14 protein-coding genes and 2 tRNA genes are annotated in these 18630 nt (G+C 66.7%); 5 read left to right on the top strand and 11 right to left on the bottom strand.

The genetic code is table 11. The features are described 5' to 3' along the window. Positions 1 to 163: 163 nt before the first annotated feature. The 5 genes from HNR60_RS21185 to HNR60_RS21165 form a co-directional block, all read right to left on the bottom strand. On the bottom strand, positions 164 to 3022 hold the full coding sequence (locus HNR60_RS21185; protein ID WP_184261823.1) for a valine--tRNA ligase: 2859 nt from the start codon (positions 3020 to 3022) through the stop codon (positions 164 to 166). Positions 3023 to 3210: 188 nt separating this feature from the next. Then, a complete protein-coding gene (locus tag HNR60_RS21180) occupies positions 3211 to 4020 on the bottom strand; it encodes a PopZ family protein (protein ID WP_184261812.1) in 810 nt (269 codons plus the stop codon). A 311-nt stretch (positions 4021 to 4331) separates the two neighbouring features. Further along, complete coding sequence (locus tag HNR60_RS21175; RefSeq protein WP_184261810.1) at positions 4332 to 5726, bottom strand: TolC family outer membrane protein; 1395 nt, start codon at positions 5724 to 5726, stop codon at positions 4332 to 4334. A 202-nt stretch (positions 5727 to 5928) separates the two neighbouring features. Continuing rightward, complete coding sequence (locus HNR60_RS21170; RefSeq protein WP_184261808.1) at positions 5929 to 6594, bottom strand: protein-L-isoaspartate O-methyltransferase family protein; 666 nt, start codon at positions 6592 to 6594, stop codon at positions 5929 to 5931. A gap of 157 nt (positions 6595 to 6751) precedes the next feature. After that, a complete protein-coding gene (locus tag HNR60_RS21165) occupies positions 6752 to 6958 on the bottom strand; it encodes a hypothetical protein (protein ID WP_184261805.1) in 207 nt (68 codons plus the stop codon). A gap of 169 nt (positions 6959 to 7127) precedes the next feature. On the opposite strand from HNR60_RS21165, the gene HNR60_RS21160 reads away from it, so the two are divergent. From HNR60_RS21160 to HNR60_RS21145, 4 genes are all read left to right on the top strand, one after another. Then, a tRNA-Asn gene (locus tag HNR60_RS21160) sits at positions 7128 to 7202 on the top strand. A gap of 107 nt (positions 7203 to 7309) precedes the next feature. Further along, positions 7310 to 7513 (top strand): hypothetical protein, encoded by a 204-nt coding sequence (locus tag HNR60_RS21155; protein WP_184261803.1) that lies wholly within the window; start codon positions 7310 to 7312, stop codon positions 7511 to 7513. A 128-nt stretch (positions 7514 to 7641) separates the two neighbouring features. Further along, the gene (locus HNR60_RS21150) at positions 7642 to 8001 is read left to right on the top strand and encodes a hypothetical protein (protein ID WP_184261801.1); all 360 of its coding nucleotides are present in this window, start codon (positions 7642 to 7644) and stop codon (positions 7999 to 8001) included. Positions 8002 to 8136: 135 nt separating this feature from the next. Next, the gene (locus HNR60_RS21145; protein ID WP_184261799.1) at positions 8137 to 8949 is read left to right on the top strand and encodes a sialate O-acetylesterase; all 813 of its coding nucleotides are present in this window, start codon (positions 8137 to 8139) and stop codon (positions 8947 to 8949) included. On the opposite strand, the gene HNR60_RS21140 is transcribed toward HNR60_RS21145, so the two are convergent. Further along, positions 8936 to 10174, bottom strand: coding sequence for an acyltransferase family protein (locus tag HNR60_RS21140; RefSeq protein WP_184261797.1), 1239 nt, complete (start codon positions 10172 to 10174; stop codon positions 8936 to 8938). The two genes, HNR60_RS21145 and HNR60_RS21140, sit on opposite strands and share 14 nt — an antisense overlap. Before the next feature lie 335 nt (positions 10175 to 10509). On the opposite strand from HNR60_RS21140, the gene HNR60_RS21135 reads away from it, so the two are divergent. After that, complete coding sequence (locus HNR60_RS21135) at positions 10510 to 10686, top strand: hypothetical protein (protein WP_184261795.1); 177 nt, start codon at positions 10510 to 10512, stop codon at positions 10684 to 10686. Positions 10687 to 10701: 15 nt separating this feature from the next. On the opposite strand, the gene HNR60_RS21130 is transcribed toward HNR60_RS21135, so the two are convergent. From HNR60_RS21130 to HNR60_RS21110, 5 genes are all read right to left on the bottom strand, one after another. Then, on the bottom strand, positions 10702 to 11103 hold the full coding sequence (locus HNR60_RS21130; RefSeq protein ID WP_184261793.1) for a BLUF domain-containing protein: 402 nt from the start codon (positions 11101 to 11103) through the stop codon (positions 10702 to 10704). A gap of 151 nt (positions 11104 to 11254) precedes the next feature. After that, positions 11255 to 11328: transfer RNA gene (locus tag HNR60_RS21125), tRNA-Cys, on the bottom strand. 62 nt (positions 11329 to 11390) lie between these two features. After that, entirely contained in the window at positions 11391 to 12116 is a 726-nt protein-coding gene (locus HNR60_RS21120; protein WP_184261791.1) for a tRNA-uridine aminocarboxypropyltransferase, read from the bottom strand. 49 nt (positions 12117 to 12165) lie between these two features. Next, positions 12166 to 15270 (bottom strand): efflux RND transporter permease subunit, encoded by a 3105-nt coding sequence (locus HNR60_RS21115; RefSeq protein ID WP_184261789.1) that lies wholly within the window; start codon positions 15268 to 15270, stop codon positions 12166 to 12168. Next, positions 15271 to 18399: an efflux RND transporter permease subunit gene (locus HNR60_RS21110; protein WP_184261786.1), complete on the bottom strand. Its 3129-nt coding sequence runs from the start codon at positions 18397 to 18399 to the stop codon at positions 15271 to 15273. Positions 18400 to 18630: the final 231 nt, after the last annotated feature.

The raw sequence follows: 18630 nt of genomic DNA, 5'->3' as shown, positions 1-18630 counted from the left end.
TCCTGAGGAGCCCGGCGTCGCGCGAAGCGCGTCGCCGGGTGTCTCGAAGGATGCGCCACGCGTGTCGTCATCCTTCGAGACACGCGCCCTCGCGGGCGCGTTCCTCAGGATGACGGCGCTTGGGTTGGAAGCGCGCCGCACACTAACCGTGTCCCAACCGCCCTCACTCCGCGTTCTTCAGCCGCTCCAGCGCCTCGAGGATTTTCGCTTTGCGCGCCACCGCGGCCTCGCGCTTTTCCTTCTCTTCCTCGACGATCTCTTCCGGCGCGTTGGCGACGAATTTCTCGTTGGAGAGCTTGGCGTCGACCCGTTTGATGTCGGCTTCGGCCTTGGCCAGTTCCTTGTCGAGCCGGGCCTGCTCGGCGGCGACGTCGATCACGCCCTTCAACGGCAGGGCCGCGACCTCGCCGCGCACCAGCAGCTGCACCGCGCCCTGCGGCGCGCTGTCTGCAAAGGAAATCTCGCCGAGCCGCGCCATCCGCTTCACCACGTCGCTCCAGCGCTGCGCGCGGTCGCGGGTCTCCGCCGAGGCGCCGGCCAGCACCAGCGGCGTCAATGTCGACGGCGTGATGTTCATCTCGGCGCGCACCGAACGGATCGCGGTGACCAGATCGACCACCCAACCGATCTCGGCCTCGGCCGCGGGATCGCTGAAGTCGGCCACCTGCGGCGCCGGCAGCATCACCGGCGGCACCATCGGATCGGTCAGCGCCGGGGCGTCGAACACCTCGACGCGGGCTTCCGCCTTGCGCGACCACGGCGTCAGCGTCAGCAGCGTGTCGCGCTCAGCCGTCACCGCCCACAGTTCCTCGGTGATGAACGGCATGAACGGGTGCAGCAACTTCAAGATCTCGTCGCGCGCCCAGGCCACCATGGCCCGGGTCTCGGCCTTCGCCGGGCTGTCCTCGCCGAGCAGCACCGGCTTTGCGAGTTCGAGATACCAGTCGCAATACACGTTCCAGACGAAGCGATAGGCGGCGCCCGCCGCGTCGTTGAAGCGATAGGCCTCGATCGCTTCGGTGACGTCGCGCACCGCGCGCACCGTCTCGTGCGCGATCCAGCGGTTCAGCGTCTGCTTCGCCGCGGTCGGATCGAAATCCTCAGGCAGCGCGCAGGCGTTCATCTCGGCGAAGCGGCTCGAATTCCACAGCTTGGTCGCGAAATTGCGGTAGCCCTCGACGCGGCTCGAGGCGAGCTTGATGTCGCGGCCCTGCGCCGCCATCGCGGCCAGCGTGAAGCGCAACGCGTCGGCGCCGTAGTCGTCGATCAGGTGCAACGGATCGATCACGTTGCCCTTCGACTTCGACATCTTGGCGCCCTTCTCGTCGCGGACGAGGGCGTGGATGTAGACCGTCGGGAACGGCACGTCGTCCATGAAGTGCAGTCCCATCATCATCATCCGGGCGACCCAGAAGAAGATGATGTCAAAGCCAGTGACCAGCACGTTGGTCGGGTAGTAGCGCTTGACGTCGGTGTCGTCGTCCGGCCAGCCCAGCGTCGAGAACGGCCACAGCGCCGAAGAGAACCAGGTGTCGAGCACGTCTTCGTCGCGGGTAATGAAGCCCTCGCGAAGCGAAGCATCTTGCGTCATCGCGTGCGCCTGCGCCGGCGTGATGACTTCCTGCTCGACATAGTAGCCGAGCGCGTTGCCGACCGCTTCCTCTTCGCTCTCGGCGACGAACACCTTGCCGTCCGGGCCGTACCAGGCCGGGATCTGATGCCCCCACCACAATTGCCGCGAGATGCACCACGGCTGGATGTTGTCCATCCATTCGAAATAGGTCTTTTCCCAGTTCTTCGGCACGAAGGTCGTCGCGCCCGAGCGCACCGCGGCGATCGCCGGCTGCGCCAGCGTCTTGGCGTCGACGTACCACTGGTCGGTCAAATACGGCTCGATCACCACGCCGGAACGGTCGCCATGCGGCACCATGTGGACGTTGGGCTCGATCTTCTCCAGGTAGCCGAGCTCTTCGAGCCGAGCCAAAATGCTCTTGCGGGCGGCGAAGCGCTCGAGGCCATGCAGTTCTTCGGCGAATTGCGCGGCGCCTTCCGGCAGGCCGTGCAGATAGGCCTCGTTGTCGACGAGATCGATGCGGCCCTCGATGTCGAGCACGTTGATCTGCGGCAGGTTATGCCGGCGGCCGACCTCGAAGTCGTTGAAGTCGTGCGCAGGCGTAATCTTCACCGCGCCGGAGCCCTTTTCCGGATCGGAATAGAGGTCGGCGATGATCGGAATCTTGCGCCCGACCAGCGGCAGGATGACGTGACGGCCGACCACATGCGAGTAGCGCACGTCGTCCGGATTGACCGCCACCGCGGTGTCGCCCAGCATGGTCTCCGGCCGCGTGGTGGCGACGACGATGAAGGTTTCCGGATCGTCTGGGTTGAAGTCGACGCCGTCCAGCGGGTAGCGCAGATGCCACAGATTGCCCTTGACCTCGACCTGCTGCACTTCGAGATCGGAGATCGCGGTCAGCAGCTTGGGGTCCCAATTGACCAGCCGCTTGTCCTTGTAAATCAGGCCCTGGCGGTGCAGCTCGACGAACACCTTGACCACGGCGCGCGACAGCCCCTCGTCCATGGTGAAACGCTCGCGCGACCAGTCGCAGGAGGCGCCCAGCCGCTTCAGCTGGTTGACGATGACGCCGCCGCTCTCGGCCTTCCACTGCCACACCCGCTCGAGAAACTTCTCGCGGCCCATGTCGCGGCGGCTCGGCTCCTGGCGCTCCATCAGCTGCCGCTCGACCACCATCTGGGTGGCGATGCCGGCGTGATCGGTGCCGGGCTGCCACAGCACGTCGCGGCCGCGCATCCGCTCGAACCGGCACAAAATATCCTGCAGCGTGTTGTTGAGCGCGTGGCCCATATGCAGCGAGCCGGTGACGTTGGGCGGCGGGATCACGATCGAGAACGGCGGTGCGTCGCGGCGCTCCGGGCGGCCGGCCTTGAAGGCGCCTTCGGCTTCCCAGGCTTGCGCGATACGGCCTTCGATGTCGGCGGGCTGGTAGGTCTTTTCGATCATGGCGGGGTCGATTCTGAGGTCTCGCCGGCAGGCTGCAATTGCGCCGGTCGCGCGCTAGAAAGCCGCCAGCGCGGCCCAAGTCAACACGCTCGGCCGATTCAATCGGGATTTCGCCGGCAAATCCGGCATCGCTTCGGAATGGCAGCAATGCCGCCCTGCCGAGGCGGGCCGCGCCCGCGGCGCCGCGGTCAACGGCCGCGCGAAACCCGCTCGATTTCGGCCTTGACGATCCGCTCCACCAGTTGCGGCAGATTGTCGTCGAGCCAGGACTTCAGCATCGGCCGCAGCATCTCCTTGACGAGATCCTCCAGCGTGCGGGCGTTGTTGCTCAGCACGGTGTTGGCCAGGGAATTGAACGCCGATTCCACCGCCGAGACCGTCGAGCGCGACAGCATCTCCGGCTGCTGCGCCGGCTGATAAGGCTGCGGCTGATACGGCGGCGGCGCCGCGCGCTCCATCACCGGGGCCGGGGCCGGCATCGACCAGGACGGCTGCTGCGCCTGCGCCCGCTCGGCGCGGATCGCCTCGGCGAATTCCACGTCGGCCTCGCTTTCCACGGTCTGAAACGTCGGCGCGGGATCCGGCAGCGCCATCTCGTCGGTGAGTTCGAACACGTCCTCATCCGGATCGGGCTCGGGCACCGCGGCGGGCCGCACCTCGGCCTCGGTGGTCGAGGCGTCGAGCCCGGCCAACAGCGCGTCGATGTCGTCCTGATTGTTGGATTCGGCGGTCGCGGCGGCCGGCGGCGGTGCCGGCTTGACCGGCGCGGGCTTCGCCGCCGCGGCTTGCGCGGCCGGATGAGCCGAGGGCGGGATGTTGCTCATCGCGGGGGCCTTTGCGGCTGCGGCGACGGGCTTCGCAGGTTCCGGCTTCGGCGCGGCCGCAACGGGCGCCGGCGCTGCCGCGGCAGGCTTGGCTTCGTCATCGGCGATGATGCGCCGGATTGACGCCAGAATCTCCTCCATCGAGGGCTCTTGGACCTTTGCAGGTTGCGTCATCCCCAACTCCACATCATCGTCAACGCGCTCACACTCGTCTTACACCAAAGCCGCGCAAGATTTCCGGTTCCGAAAAACCGCGGGCCGGATTTCGGCACGCGAGCGTGACTTGTCCCCAGTTCAAGCGCTGCAGAGTTTCCGACGCCGCCCCGCAAAACGCCATGCTGTTCGGCACCCGTAGGATGCCGAGCACGGCGCACGAATCGACCTGCCCGCTCAAGAAAAGGTATGGCACGGCAACAATCGATTGCAAGCAAAGGCCGGGCTTCACGCCGCGCCATTTGCATCGGCGCGGCGGAGTGATGCGACGATTAGCGACCGTCGGGGGTGCGCACGCCGATCCAGCTGTCGCGGACCTGCTGGTAGTGCACGCTCGGGTCATACACCGTGGTGTTGAGCTTCAACACCTGCGGCGACAGCCGGCCGACCGCATTGAGCACGGCGTAAGAGGCGACCACGCGGTCGTGCTGTGCGGTGACCAGCGCCACCCGCGCGTTGACCAGCGCCTGCTGCGCGTTCAACACGTCGAGCGTGGTGCGCTGCCCGGCCCGGGCTTCCTCGCGCACGCCGTTCAGCGCGATTTCCGAGGCGGAGACCTGGGCCTGCGCCGAAGACACCTGGGCGCGGCCGGCCAACAGCTGGCCCCAGGCCTGCACCACGCTGGCGCGGGTCTGGTCGCGGACCTGCTCGAGGTTGAGACGCTGCTGCGCTAGGGTTTCCTTGGACTGCCGGATCAGCGCGTATTCGGCGCCGCCCTGATAGACCGGCACCGTCAGCTGCGCGACCGCGGAGGCGATGAACTGGCGCGGCGTGCTGATGGTCTGTTCGTAGCCCTGCTGCGCGTTGCCCTGCAGCGTCAGCGTCGGAAACAGCGCGCCCTCGTTGACCTTGACGTTGAGGAAGCTGACGTCGATGCCGAACATCGAGGCGGTGACGTTGGGATTTTCGGTGAGGCCGAGTTCGATGGCGGTCGGCAGCGTCGCCGGCAGAAAACGATCCACCGGCGAGCCCGGCGCCAGCGCCTGGGGCTCGTTGCCGATGATGCGGCGGAAGTTCGAGCGCGTCGTGGTGAGGTTGGATTCGGCGGTGAGCTGCTGAGTGCGGCCGGCGGCGAGTTGCGCCTCGGACTGCGCCACGTCGGTGCGGGTCACCTCGCCGACGTTGAAGCGGTCGCGGGTCTGCTTCAAGGTCTGTTCGAGCACCCGGACGTTGCTGCGCTGAACTTCGACGATCGCCGCATCGCGCAAGTAGTCCATGTAGATCGTCGCCGCCGACAGCATCACGCTCTGCTCCAGCACGCGCAGTCCTTCGCGCGCCGACGACACCTGACTTTCCGCCGCGCGGGTGCGGTTGGCGGTCTGGTTGCCGTTGAACAAGGTCTGGGTGGCGGTGACGCCGACCGCGCGCGGCGCCGTATCGCCGTGGATGCGGCCGGTCTGGCCGCCCTGCGTCGCGATCACGTCGGTGTATTGATAGCCGCCGCTGGCGGTCACCGAGACCCGCGGCCGATAGCCCGACAACGCCTGCGGCACGTTCTCGTCGGTGGAGCGCACCGAGGCGCGCTGGGCGTTGAGCTGCGGGTTGCTCTGATAGGCGCGGACCAGTGCCGCTTCGATCGTATCGGCAAGCACCGGCGTCGTGCCGAGATGAGCCAGAATCAGTCCGGCGATCGCGGTGCCGGCAGCGTATCGTCGAAACCCACCCATCCGTGGCAATCCATTCCAACCAAAAAGCGCCACCCACGCAACCCCGCGTCGATCCGCCCTGTCTTCACAGTCGAAGTCCCGCCGCAACATAAGGCACAGCATCGCCCGACGGAACCCCTTCGCCGGAGCCCCGGTCGAAACTCTCGATCTGGGGCATCCAAGTCACACTTCTGATTTTCAACGAGAATTACCCCAGGAATCGCTAGAAAACGAAGCCCTTGGGGCGTTCCAGCCCGGGCAGTACCGGGGCCGAGGTATCGAACAACGGCCGGCTGCCGAAGTCGTCGTCGGAGCGCGTCACGATCTCGGCGCGCGGCGTGCGGCCGAGCGCGAACACGCCGATCAGCCGGCCGGCCTCGCGCAGCTGCTGGTACAATTGCAGCGGGACGATCTCGGTGGCGCCGTTGAGAATGATCACATCGTAAGGCGCACTGGCGGCATAGCCCTCGCCCGACGGAGCCTGATGCACCCGGACGTTGGTGACGCCGAGGCGGCCGAGGATCTGGCTGGCTTCGGCGGCGATGCTGGGCTCGCATTCGGTCGCGACCACGAGGTCCGCCATGCGGGCCGCCAGCGCCGCGAGGTAGCCGGTGGCGCAGCCGACCACCAGCACGCGATCGCTCGCCTGCAGATTGACGGATTGCAGCAACCGGGCGGTGACGGCGGGCTGCAGCAGGTAGCGTTTCACAGGTCCGGGGCCGCTGACGTCGAGATCGAGGTCGAGATAGGCCAGTTCGCTCTGACTGTCCGGCACGAACGCCTCGCGTGGCACCGCGCGCATCGCGTCGATGATTCGCCAGTCGGTGACGCTGCTGGGCCGGATCTGACCATCCACCATGAACCGTCGGGCGGTCGAGAAATCGGGCATGAGGTATCCTTGCAATCAAAACGGTCGCGCCGCGCGCGCCATGTTTGATGCAAGGATTGTCAAAACGCAACAGCGTGCGGCACCGGGTTGCCCCGCCTGGCGCGATCACCCCTGCCCGTCGCGTCGGACGCCTGCGACGCCCGCGATCAGCGCCCGATCAACATTCCAAAGGCACCGCGAGACGGCCGATCAGCGAAGCGACTTCATCGAGCCGCTCGACGTCGTGCAGTCCCACCGCGACCTCGAGCCGCCGCAGGCATTCGTCGTCGCTGATGGCCGCGCCTTGTGCATCGAGCGGACCATTGGGCGACACCGAATCGCGCCAAGCAGCACTGCGCAGCGAATCATTCTGAGGATCGGGCATTTGACGTCTCCGCGGACCGGGATGGCGCGGTCAACCGCGGCCCCGGAGACAAGTTCCTGCAGAACATCGACCATTCCGGGGTACATTCGGTGCGGGTTGCGCAATTTCCCGCTTTGCAAGCCGCGGAGGCCTTGCTATAGGCACGCTCGCGAGCTTCGCTTCGCTCTGTTCCCTGGTAGCTCAGTGGTAGAGCAACCGGCTGTTAACCGGTTGGTCGCTGGTTCGAATCCGGCCCGGGGAGCCAACATTCTCAATCAGATCGCCGTCACCACATGGCTCTGAACCCGCCCGCGGCGCTCGCCGGCAAATCTTTGCGTTCGCATCACACGATGCGCGATCGGGGACTGAAGCATGACTGAGCGTTTGGAAACCCTGAAACAGGCGCGTCGGCGCATGATCGAGGATCGCGACAGCTTCGCCAAGATTCTCGCGGCGCCGTTCGACCGCAGCACCGCCGAGCGGTCCCGCAACAAGTTCGTCGAGACGCAGATTCTGATCGACGCGATCGACCGCGCCATCGCCGGCGAATTGGCCGCGGACGGCAACCAGGGTTAACGCCGAGGCCGCCGCGCCCGGCGGTGGAAGCGACGCGGCTCACATCGGTTTGAACTGCACTGCACAACGCGGCGGAACACGCTGCCCTGCGGACGGTTGGTTTGGCATCAATCACGCAGGAGGATTTCATGTCTCGTTTGTCGATTATTGCCGCCGCCGGCGTTCTGACCACCGCCCTGGCCACCCCGGTGATGGCGCAGCAGATGTCGGGTTGGAACGGTCCCGATCGCAGCTACAGCCGGGATTATCGCGCCGAGCGCGGCTACCGTCACGACCGCAACTACGACAGCAACGCGTTCTGGCCGGCCGATGTCGCCGCCGGCGTCGTGGGTGGTGCGATCGGAACGGCCGGCGCGATCACCGCGGCGCCGTTCGGCGGCCCCGATGCCTACGCCTATGACGACTCCTACGCCAAGCGGAACGGCTTCGTCTGCCAGCCGGGAACCTGGTTCCGCGGCGAGGACGGCCGGATGCATCCCTGCCAGTAAGCAGGACTCCGCTAGCTTCTGATACCGGCCACATGCCGCCCCGCTTCGGGGCGGCATTTTTGCATCCGGATTATCGGCTGCGCCGATTCCCGTTTTGCATCATGGTGGCGCATCGGTTGGTGGCGGAGATTCGTCTTGAAACGATGGGTTGGGTGGGCCCTCCTCGGTGTCGGCATCCTGATCGGCGTTGCCGGCACGCGGATCGGTGGAGGCGTGCGGCTGGGGTCGCCGCTGCCGGCGCCCGAGCGGCGTGATCGTCCCTGCGAGCCCGGCTCGCCTGGCACCGCGATCATCGTGATCTACGGCCAGAGCAACGCCGCCAATTTCGGCAGTCAGCGCTACCAGGCGCGTCACGCCGTCGACAATTTCGATCCGGCCAGCGGCAAATGCTTCGCCGCCGTCGACCCGCTGCTCGGCGCCGACTCGATCGGCGGTCATGTCGGCACCCGGCTCGGCGACCTATTGATCGAGAGCGGGCGCTACCAGCGCGTGGTGATCGCCACCGCGTCGAAGGGCGGCGCCTCGATCGAAGCGCTCAACACCACCCATGTGCGGCGGCTCGACAAGCTGATCGCCCAGCTCAAGACCGCCGGACTTCAGCCGACGCACATTCTGTTTCAGCAGGGCGAAACCGACGCACAGCTGGCCACCACCACCGAGGAGTATGTCTCTCAGGTGCACAGACTGGTCGGCCGAATTCGCGCCGCCGGCATCGCGGCGCCGTTCTTTGTGAGCCAGAGCACCAGATGCGGCCGTGACACGCCGGTCAATGTCGCTGCGATCCGCAAGGCGCAGCTGCTGGCGGTCGATGCCGCGCTGGATATCCGCCGCGGCCCGGACACCGATGCAATCGGCAATGAAGGTCGCGATGCGCGCGACGGATGCCACATGAATGGGATCGGCACGCTGGCGAACGCGGCGTTGTGGGCCGCCTTCATCCAACCGTAGCGCCGACCTCAGCCCTGCTGCCGCGCCAACGCCGGATCATCCGCGACAGCTGCACCGCGAGCCGATCGACCGGCGCGAAGGCCTGCGCCGCCAGCAGCGAGGCGACGATACAGAACGCGATCGCCAGCACCTGCGAGGCGGCGATTCCGAAGGTGGCGTAGGTCGCGAGAAACAGCGCCGCGCCGGGGCCGAACAGGATCGGCCAGTGCACCAGATAGAGCGGAAACGACAATTGCGCGTATCCGACCAGCCGCGGCCGCGACAGCAGGCGGCGCAGCGAACTCAACTGCGTTATTCCGGCGCAGATCAAAATGGAGCCGATGACCTTCTGGAACAGGTAAGGCCCCGGCCCCGGATACACCGTGACGCCGGACCAGCCGCAAAATGCCTTGAGGATATCAGGCTGCCAGGTCTCCGACACCACGCAGCAGCCGATGCCGGCGCCAAGCAGCGCCCAGCCGGCCCAGCGATTCAGCACCGGCGGCTTCTCGGCGATCCTGTACAGCGCGGCGACATGACCGACGATGAAGCACAACATCGAGCTGCTCAGAAAACACACGGTCAACAGCAGCAATGCGGCGAGCCGAAACTCCGCGGAGCCGCGGCGGATCAGCACCATCAGCAGGGTGAGCAGGGAGCCCCAGAATTCCCAGCTCAAGCTCCACAGCGGCGCGACGAAGGATCTGGCCGGCGGATCCAACAGCGGGGTGAACAGCCCGAGACCTTCGGCATTCTGATAGCCGAGCAGCAGCGCGTTAGCGACCGCGTCCTTGGCAAAATACAGCGGCGTCAAATCCGGCCGCCACAGCTTTGCAAACCATGCCGACTGCAGCAGCTGTCCGGCCTCGATATTGGCGCCGGCGAACAGCGCATACAGCGCCGCCGACACCGCGCAGGCCGCCACCGCCGGAATCCCGAGCCGGACCAGCCGCGCCAGCACGTTCGCCAGCGGCCCCGCCGGATGGCTTTCGAACGACCGTGTCAGCACGTAGCCGCTGAGAATGAAGAAGATGTAGACCGCCGAATATCCGTCATAGAGGAAGAACAGCGGCGACGCGCCGAGGGTGGCGGCCACCGTCCCGTCACTCAGCCTGGAGAACACCAGCGCCGGCGCGTAGGCCGACAGGCAATGCAGCAGCAACACCTGCACCGCCGCCAGCCCCCGGATCGTCTCGAGGTACTGCACCCGCTCGGCACTGGTCGACGTCTGTTGGGCGAGAGCCATGCCGACGAACCCGATCCATGAAGGGGCGCATCCGCCCAACTCACGAGGCGGACATTATCGCCAGTGATCCTATCGCCAGAGTTAAGAGCAAAGCGAAACGGCCGACGGCGCCCACCGGAACTTGGTTCCGCGGCGAAGCAGGCAGAAATAAGCCGGCCCGCCTTGTCACCTGACGGGAGCCTCCCCACCCACGAGCGAATTTTTCTGCCTGGCATGGTGAACCCGGGGTTAGCCCGCGCCGACAGAATTATCGGCGATCGATAAAATTTGAGCGATCCGCTCAACCACCGCACAAAGCCTTTCTGAGACATTCCCCGGGCAATGGGGAGTGTGTGATGAACGAGTACGAGTACAACCGGATGCTGGATGATATCGCCTGGGTGATGGAGGACAGCGCGCAGGACAACGTCCAAAGCGCCACCGTTCTGCGCATGCCGCCCCGCGCCGCCAACGACAATCAGATCGAATGGCCGCTGCTGCCGTTCCCGGACGGCTGGACCGCCTGCTGCTGATCCGCCGACCGCGGCTCAGCCTGTCGGCTCGCCCGCGAGCCGCTCGAAAATCGCCACCGCCTCGGCGGCGGTGGCCCGCTCGACGGCGCCGGCGGTGACCTCCTGCTGGCTCCACATCCAGGAGCGCGCCGGATCATCCCGCATCGTCCAGTCCGGAAACAGCCGCTTGGTCACCTCGCGCCGGCTCAACAGCCGCAGGTCGAGATGGCGGTGGTCGTCGGAGATCCGCGCGAAGGTGGCGTCGACCGCGGCCTGCGGCCCTTCCAGCAACTGCAGATAAAGATCCGCCCGGCAGATCAGCGCGCCGGTGATGTCGTCGCGCGCGTTGCAGCGCCGCGCATCCATCAGGATGCCGTTCAGCATCGCCTCGTCGAAGCCGAACGGCCGCGAGGCGTAAATCAGCTGGATCATCGACATCGCAGGTCTCGCTGTTGGAGAAGCCGACAGCCGCCGCCGCCGCCGCCAGACCGCGCTTGCTCGGGTGCCGCCCGAGCGGACCAGCCGCGAACGCGTTCAATTGATGGAGGAAGAAGCCGCGATAAGCGCTTGGAGCGAATCACAAAATAGATGGAGGCCACGTCGGGACTCGAACCCGAGTAAACGGTTTTGCAGACCGGCGCGTAACCACTCCGCCACGTGGCCCCATCGGCGGATCAATATACGGCCTGATGCCGATAATCAACCGAGCCGCCGTCGCGAAAAGCTCAGGCGTGCTTCTTGCGGCGATAGTCACGCTTCTTCGGCTTCGGCGCCAATTCCGGCAAGGTCGCCTGCACTTCGCGAAAACGCGCCAGCATGCGGTCGAACGCGCCCAGCAGCGTCGTCTCGATGTCCGGACGCTTTTCCAAGCCTGCGATCAGCATCGCCGCCGCCTCCAGCGTCGACAGCCCGTCGCGGCGCGGCTCCTTGCGCAGCTTGCCGTACCGCGACGGCGCCTTGGGGTCGAGAATCACCCGCTGGCACTTCAGCATCCAGGCGTTGCGCCACCATAGCGCCTTGGCCTGGCTCCAGGTGCCGTCGAGCAGCACCACACCCTCGATGTCCTTGAGAATGGCGCGCTGATTCTCCTCGGCCTGGCCTTTGCGGTCGATCGCCACGATGTCGCGGTCGGTGTCGAGCTCGGCCACCTTGGCGGAGCCGAGATACAGCACCGCCCAGCGCGACGGATCATGCACCGGCTGGCCCCAGGCCTTGGATAGGCTCGGCCAGGACAGCCCGACCCGCACCACCGCGTTGGGAAAATGCAGCGCGGTCAGCCGCGCCGTGGCGAGCGCGCGGTCCTGCTCCTGCGGATGCTGCAGGATCAACAGCTTGGTGCGGTTCTCCAGCGGCGTGACGCTGTCGCAGATGCACAAGGGCACCGGCTTCTGGCAGCGCGGGCATTCCGGGATCGGCTCGGCCGCGGCGTTTTGGTCTGAAATCTTGGTCATCGGCCCCTATACGCCGCGCAGCCACCCGCCACAACCGCCGCGGCGTCAGCTATTCCGCGGGCTGAACCGCCGGCGCCCGGCTCCAGCGCCGCCGCAGCCGGTCGATCAGCAGGTAAATCACCGGCGTGGTGTACAGCGTCAGCACCTGCGAGACGAACAGCCCGCCGATGATGGTGATGCCGAGCGGGCGGCGCAGCTCGGTGCCCGGCCCGATCGCCACCACCAGCGGAATGCCGGCGAACAGCGCCGCCATCGTGGTCATCAGGATCGGCCGGAACCGGACCACGCAGGCCTCGAAGATCGCGTCCGCCGAGGACAGCCCGCGGTGCCGCTCGGCCTCCAGCGCGAAGTCGACCATCATGATGCCGTTCTTCTTGACGATCCCGATCAACAGGATGATGCCGACGAAGGCGATGATGGTCAGCGGCGTATTGGTCACCTGCAGCGCCAGCAATGCGCCGAGCCCGGCCGACGGCAGCGTCGAGATGATGGTCAGAGGATGCGCCAGGCTCTCGTAGAGCACGCCGAGCACGATATACATCGCCACCAATGCTGCGAGGATCAACAGCGGCTGTTTCGATGAGGTCTTGGCGAAGTCGCCGGCGTTGCCGTCGAACGAGCCGCGGATGCCTTCGGGCATGTGCAATTCGTCGACCGCGCGCTGGATGTTGGCGGTGGCGGTCTGCAGCGGCACGTCGGGCGCGAGGTTGAACGACACCGTGGTCGAGGGGAACGACTGCGAGTGATACACCGCCAGCGGCGACAGATCGCGTTTGGTATGGACCAGCGCCGACAACGGAATCTGCGCGCCATCCGTACCCGCGACGAAGATGCGTTCGAGGTCGGTCGGGTCGTTCTGAAATTTGGCGTCGATCTCCAGCACCACCTGATACTGGTTGCGCTGGGTGTAGATGGTGGAAATCTGCCGCTGCGAAAACGCGTTGTTGAGCGCGTTGTCGATGTCCTGGACCCGGGCGCCGAGGCTTGCCGCGACGTTGCGGTCGATCGACAGCGTCAGCTGCAATCCGCCGGGATCGCGGTCGCTGGAGATGTCGGTGATGCCCTCGACGCTCTCCATCCGTTTGCCGACCAGCGGCGCCCAGGTCTGCAACAGGTTCAGGTCGGTGCTGGTCAAAGTGTACTGATAATCCGAATCGCTCTGCCGGCCGCCGGCGCGCAGGTCTTGGGCTGCGAACATGAACAGCTTGATCCCGGCCACCGCACCGAGATTCTTGCGCAGCCGGTTGATCACCATTTCGCTCGACAAGCCGTCGCGCTGCTCGATCGGCTTCAGGCTGATGAACATCGTGCCGCGATTGGAGCCGCCGCCGCCCGGCCCGCCGCCACCGCCGAGCGACGAGCCGATGCCCTCCACCGCCGGATCCGCCATCACGATGTCGGCGAGCTGCTGCTGCATCTGCTTCATCGCCTGGAACGAGACGTCGGCCGAGGCGCGGGTGGCGCCGATCACGAAGCCGGAATCGTCGCTCGGGAAATAGCCTTTCGGGGTCTTGATGTAGAGCGTCACCGTCAGCGCGATGGTGGCGAAGAACACCAGCATGGTCAGCCCGGGATAGAGCAACACCGCGCGCAGCGTCGTGGCGTAGAACGCCACCATCCGCGACAGCACGCCTTCGACCATGCGGTCGAACCAGGTCTCGTTGGTCGACACCGCCCCGCGGATATAATGCGCGCAGATCATCGGCGTCACGGTCAGCGACACCACCGTCGACACCGCAATGGCAAAGGTCAGCGTCAGCGAGAATTCGCGCAGCAGCCGGCCGACGATGCCGTCCATGAACAACAGCGGCGTGAACGCCGCGACCAGCGACAGGCTGATCGACAGCACGGTGAAGCCGATCTGCTTGGCGCCGTCGAGCGCCGCCTGCAGCGGCGCCATGCCGCGTTCCAGATTGCGGTACATGTTCTCGATCATCACGATGGCGTCGTCGACCACGAAGCCGACCGAGATCGCCAAAGCCATCAGCGACAGGTTGTTGATCGAGAAGCCCGCGACCCACATCCCGGCGCAGGTGCCGGCCAGCGCCAGGGGCACCGAGACCCCGGCGGCGATGGTCGGCGTCAGCCTTCGCAGGAACACGAACACCACGCCCATCACCAGCACGGCGGTGGCGAGCAGCGTCCATTGCATGTCGGCGACGCTGGCGCGGATGGTGCCGGTGCGGTCGGTCAGCGTCGAAATTTCGATGCCGGCCGGCATCCATTGCTTCAGTTCCGGCAGCAGCGCCTTGACCCGGTCGACGGTGTCGATGACGTTGGCGTCGCCCTGCTTGGTGATCTGGATCAGCACCGCCGGCTGCTTGTTGAACCAGGCGATCGACCGGCTCGAGCGGGTGGCGTCCTCGACGGTGGCGATGTCGGACAGCCGCAGCGAGCTGCCGCCGCTGCTCTTGATCACGATGTCGCGGAATTCCGCCGCGGTGCGCATCTGCTTGTTGGTCGACAGCGTCTCGCTCTGCCGGGCGCCGTTGAAAATGCCGACGGGTCCCAGCGGATTGGCGTTGACGATCGCGGTGCGGACGTCTTCGGTGGAAATCTTGGCGGTCGACAGCGCCACCGGGTTGAGCGCGATCCGCACCGCCGGCTGGTCGGCGCCCGACACCGTGACCTCGCCGACGCCCGGCACCTGCGAGATGCGCTGTGCGATCACGGTGTCGGCGACGTCGTAGATCGCGCTGGTCGAGATCGTCTTCGAGGTCAAAGCCAGGATGAACACCGGCATCGCGGCGGAATTGGCCTTGCGGAATTTCGGCAGCGTCGGCAGGTCGGTCGGCAAATCACTCAGCGAAGCATTGATCGCGGCCTGCACGTCGCGCGCGGCGCGGTCGATGTCGCGGCCGATGGCGAATTGCAGCTGAATGCGGGCCGAGCCGAGCGAACTCGTCGAGGTGATCTGGTCGATGCCGGCGATCTCGCCGAGCCGGCGCTCCAAGGGTGCTGCGACCGTCGCCGCCATCACCGACGGGTCGGCGCCCGGCCGCGAGGCCTGCACGAAGATCATCGGGAAGTCGACGTTGGGCACCGCCGCCACCGGCAGAAACTTGTAGGCCACGAGCCCGAGCAGAAACAGCCCGATCGCCAACAGCGTGGTGCCGACCGGCCGCCTGATGAACGGTTCGGACAGCGAGGCCATCTACGGCGCCTCCCCGGCAGCTCGGACGACCGGCAGAGGTGACGCCGGCGCCGGCGGCAGCGCGCCTTCGATGCGGCGGTTCAGCCGGTCGAGCGCCAGGTAGATCACCGGCGTGGTGTACAGCGTCAGCAACTGGCTGAGCAGCAAGCCGCCGACGATGGAAATGCCGAGCGGAAACCGCAATTCGGCGCCGGTGCCGCTTTCGATCGCCAGCGGCAGCGCGCCGAACAGCGCCGCGAGCGTCGTCATCATGATCGGCCGAAAGCGCAGCAGGCAGGCCTGCACGATGGCATCGTAGGACGACATCCCATGCCCGCGCTCGGCCTCGAGTGCGAAGTCGATCATCATGATGGCGTTCTTCTTGACGATGCCCATCAACAGGATGATGCCGATCAGCCCGATCACCGAGAGATCCTGGCCGAACAGCATCAGAGCGAGGATCGCGCCGACGCCGGCCGAGGGCAGCGTCGAGAGAATCGTGATCGGGTGGATGTAGCTCTCGTACAATACGCCGAGCACGATGTAGATCGTGACTAGCGCTGCGAGGATCAGCCAGGGCTGCCCGGCCAGTGACTTCGAGAACTCCGCGGCGTCGCCGGCATAGAGCCCGACGATCGAGCCCGGCATGCCGATCCTGGTCTCGATCGCCTTCACCGCGTCGACCGCGTCGCCGAGCGCTTCGCCCGGCGCGAGATTGAAGCTGAGCGACACCGCCGGAAACTGCGCCTGGTGCGAGATCGCCAGCGGCGCGGTGGTCCGCGTCATCTCCGCCACCGCCGAGATCGGCACCTGGGCGCCGCCGGTGCCGGGCACGTAGAGCTTGGACAGGATCGAGGGATCGCGCTGATATTGCGGCATCGCCTCCAGCACCACGCGGTACTGATTGGCCTGGCCGTAGATGGTGGAGATCTGCCGCTGCGCGAACGCGTCGTTCAAGGTGTCGTTGATCGCCTGGATGCTGACGCCGAGCTGGCCGGCGCGCTGCCGGTTGATATTAAGCGAGGCGCGCAGGCCGCCTTCCTGCGCTTCCGAGGAGACGTCACGGAACAACGGATCGCGCCGCATCTCGGCGACCAGTTTGTTCGACCACAGCGTCACCGCGGCGGCGTCGGTGCCGGTCAGCGTGTATTGATATTGCGAGCGGCTGGCCTGGGTCGAAATCTGGACGTCCTGCACCGCCTGGAAATACACCGTCATGCCGGGGATTCCGGCAACGCGTTGCTTCAGCCGCTCGATCACCTGCGCGACGTCGGCGCTGCGCTCGCCGCGCGGCTTCAGGTTCATCACCAGCCGGCCGACATTGGTGGTCGGATTGACCGAGCCCGCGCCGATCACCGAGACCACGCCGGTGACGTCGGGATCGGCCTTGATGGCGTCGGCGGTGGCAGCCTGGCGCGCCTGCATTTCGGCGAACGAGACGTCGGGTCCGGCTTCGGTGACCGCGGTGATCGAGGCGGTGTCCTGCAGCGGCAGAAAGCCCTTCGGGGCGATCACGTAGAGCGCCAGCGTCGCCGCCACGGTGATGAAGGTCAGCACCAGCGTGGCGCGCTGGCGCTGCAGCACCCATAGCAGCGAGCGGTGATAGGCCTCGGCGCCGCGATCGATCCAGGCGCTGATCGTGGCGAGGCCGGGGATCTGCCGCTCCTCGCCCGGATGCTTCAACAGCCGCGAGCACATCATCGGGGTCAGCGTCAGCGACACGATCGCCGAGGTCACCACCGCGATGGTCAGCGTCAGCGCGAATTCCCGGAACATGCGGCCGACCAATCCCGACATGAACAACAGCGGGATGAACACCGCGATCAGCGACACGGTGAGCGAAATCACCGTGAAGCCGATCTCGCTGGCGCCGTCGAGCGCCGCCTGCATCGGGGTTTCGCCGTCCTCCATATGGCGGACGATGTTCTCGATCATCACGATGGCGTCGTCGACCACGAAGCCGGTGCCGATGGTCAGCGCCATCAGCGACAGATTGTCGAGGCTGAAGCCGGCGAAATACATCACCCCGAACGAGGTGATCAGCGACAGCGGCAGCGCCACGCCGGCGATGATGGTGGCGCGCATCGAACGCAGGAACAGCAGCACCACCAGCGTCACCAGGACCACGCTGAGCAGCAGCGTGAACTGCACGTCGTGCACCGAGGCGCGGATGGTGACGGTGCGGTCGCTCACCACGGTCAGCTTGACCCCGGCCGGGATCGCGCGCTGCACCTTGGGGATCTCCTCGCGGATCTGCCGCACCACCTCGATGACATTGGCGCCGGGCTGGCGCTGGATGTCGAGGATCACCGCCGGCGTGCCGTTGAACCAGCCGCCGGTGCGGTCGTTCTCCAGCCCATCGACGATCGAGGCGACGTCGCCGATCGTCACCGGCGAGCCGTTGCGGTAGGCGATGATGATCGGCCGGTAGGCGTCGGCGGCGGCGATCTGGTCGTTGGCTGCGATGGTGTAGGCCTGCTGCGCGCCATCGAGCGATCCTTTCGGCCCGGAGACGTTGGCGCCCGCGATCGCCGTGCGCAGATCTTCCATGGCGATGCCGTAGGCCGCGAGCCGCGCCAGATCGGCCTGCACCCGCACCGCCGGCTTCAGCCCGCCGAGCACGGTGACGCGGCCGACGCCGGAAATCTGGCTCAATCGCTGCGCCAGCAGCGTGTCGGCGATGTCGCTCATCGCCCGCATCGACGTGGTCTCGGACGTCAGCGCCAGCGTCAGCACCGCGGCGTCGGCGGGGTTCACTTTGGCGTAGGTCGGCGGATACGGCAGGTTCTTCGGCAAGACGCCTGCGGCGGCGTTGATCGCCGCCTGCACGTCCTGCGTGGCGCCGTCGATATCGCGGTTGAGGTCGAACTGCAGCGACACCTGGCTGACGCCGAACGAACTGGTCGACGTCATCGCCGACAGTGACGGGATCTGGCCGAGCTGGCGCTCCAGCGGCGCGGTGATCAGCGAGGCGATCACGTCGGGGCTGGCACCCGGCAACTGCGTGGTGACCTGCACGGTCGGGAAATCGACCTGCGGCAGCGCCGACACCGGCAGCGCCAGATAACCCAGCAACCCGCCAAGCAGCAGCGCCACCCCGAGCAGCGAGGTCGCGATCGGCCGGCGGATGAACGGCTCCGAGACGCTCATGGCGCGCTCGCACCTTCACCTCTCCCCGCGCGCGGGGAGAGGTCGAACGCCGGCGCGTAGCGACGGCGTTCGGGTGAGGGGGCGCCCGTGTTCAGCCGCGACGGGGGGGGGCCCCCCCCCCCCCCCCGCCGGGGGGGGGGGCCCCCCCCCCCCCCCCCCCCCCCCGGCCCGGCCCGGGCGCCGGGGAGGGGAGCGGCACAGAGCACCACCCCAAAAACCCCCCCCCCCAAA

The organism is Rhodopseudomonas rhenobacensis, from assembly GCF_014203125.1.
Classification (GTDB): Bacteria; Pseudomonadota; Alphaproteobacteria; order Rhizobiales; family Xanthobacteraceae; genus Rhodopseudomonas_A; species Rhodopseudomonas_A rhenobacensis.
Note: the sequence above shows the minus strand (reverse complement) of the source record. Positions and strands in the feature narration are given on the sequence as shown.

What these genes read in the sequence shown, in the direction of transcription:
- HNR60_RS21135 (WP_184261795.1), top strand. Translation starts at nt 10,510, where the DNA reads ATGAACGAGTACGAGTACAACCGGATGCTGGATGATATCGCCTGGGTG.
- HNR60_RS21170 (WP_184261808.1), bottom strand. Translation starts at nt 6,594, where the DNA reads ATGCCCGATTTCTCGACCGCCCGACGGTTCATGGTGGATGGTCAGATC.
- HNR60_RS21110 (WP_184261786.1), bottom strand. Translation starts at nt 18,399, where the DNA reads ATGAGCGTCTCGGAGCCGTTCATCCGCCGGCCGATCGCGACCTCGCTG.
- HNR60_RS21165 (WP_184261805.1), bottom strand. Translation starts at nt 6,958, where the DNA reads ATGCCCGATCCTCAGAATGATTCGCTGCGCAGTGCTGCTTGGCGCGAT.
- HNR60_RS21175 (WP_184261810.1), bottom strand. Translation starts at nt 5,726, where the DNA reads ATGGGTGGGTTTCGACGATACGCTGCCGGCACCGCGATCGCCGGACTG.
- HNR60_RS21180 (WP_184261812.1), bottom strand. Translation starts at nt 4,020, where the DNA reads ATGACGCAACCTGCAAAGGTCCAAGAGCCCTCGATGGAGGAGATTCTG.
- HNR60_RS21150 (WP_184261801.1), top strand. Translation starts at nt 7,642, where the DNA reads ATGTCTCGTTTGTCGATTATTGCCGCCGCCGGCGTTCTGACCACCGCC.
- HNR60_RS21130 (WP_184261793.1), bottom strand. Translation starts at nt 11,103, where the DNA reads ATGTCGATGATCCAGCTGATTTACGCCTCGCGGCCGTTCGGCTTCGAC.
- HNR60_RS21155 (WP_184261803.1), top strand. Translation starts at nt 7,310, where the DNA reads ATGACTGAGCGTTTGGAAACCCTGAAACAGGCGCGTCGGCGCATGATC.
- HNR60_RS21120 (WP_184261791.1), bottom strand. Translation starts at nt 12,116, where the DNA reads ATGACCAAGATTTCAGACCAAAACGCCGCGGCCGAGCCGATCCCGGAA.
- HNR60_RS21115 (WP_184261789.1), bottom strand. Translation starts at nt 15,270, where the DNA reads ATGGCCTCGCTGTCCGAACCGTTCATCAGGCGGCCGGTCGGCACCACG.
- HNR60_RS21185 (WP_184261823.1), bottom strand. Translation starts at nt 3,022, where the DNA reads ATGATCGAAAAGACCTACCAGCCCGCCGACATCGAAGGCCGTATCGCG.
- HNR60_RS21140 (WP_184261797.1), bottom strand. Translation starts at nt 10,174, where the DNA reads ATGGCTCTCGCCCAACAGACGTCGACCAGTGCCGAGCGGGTGCAGTAC.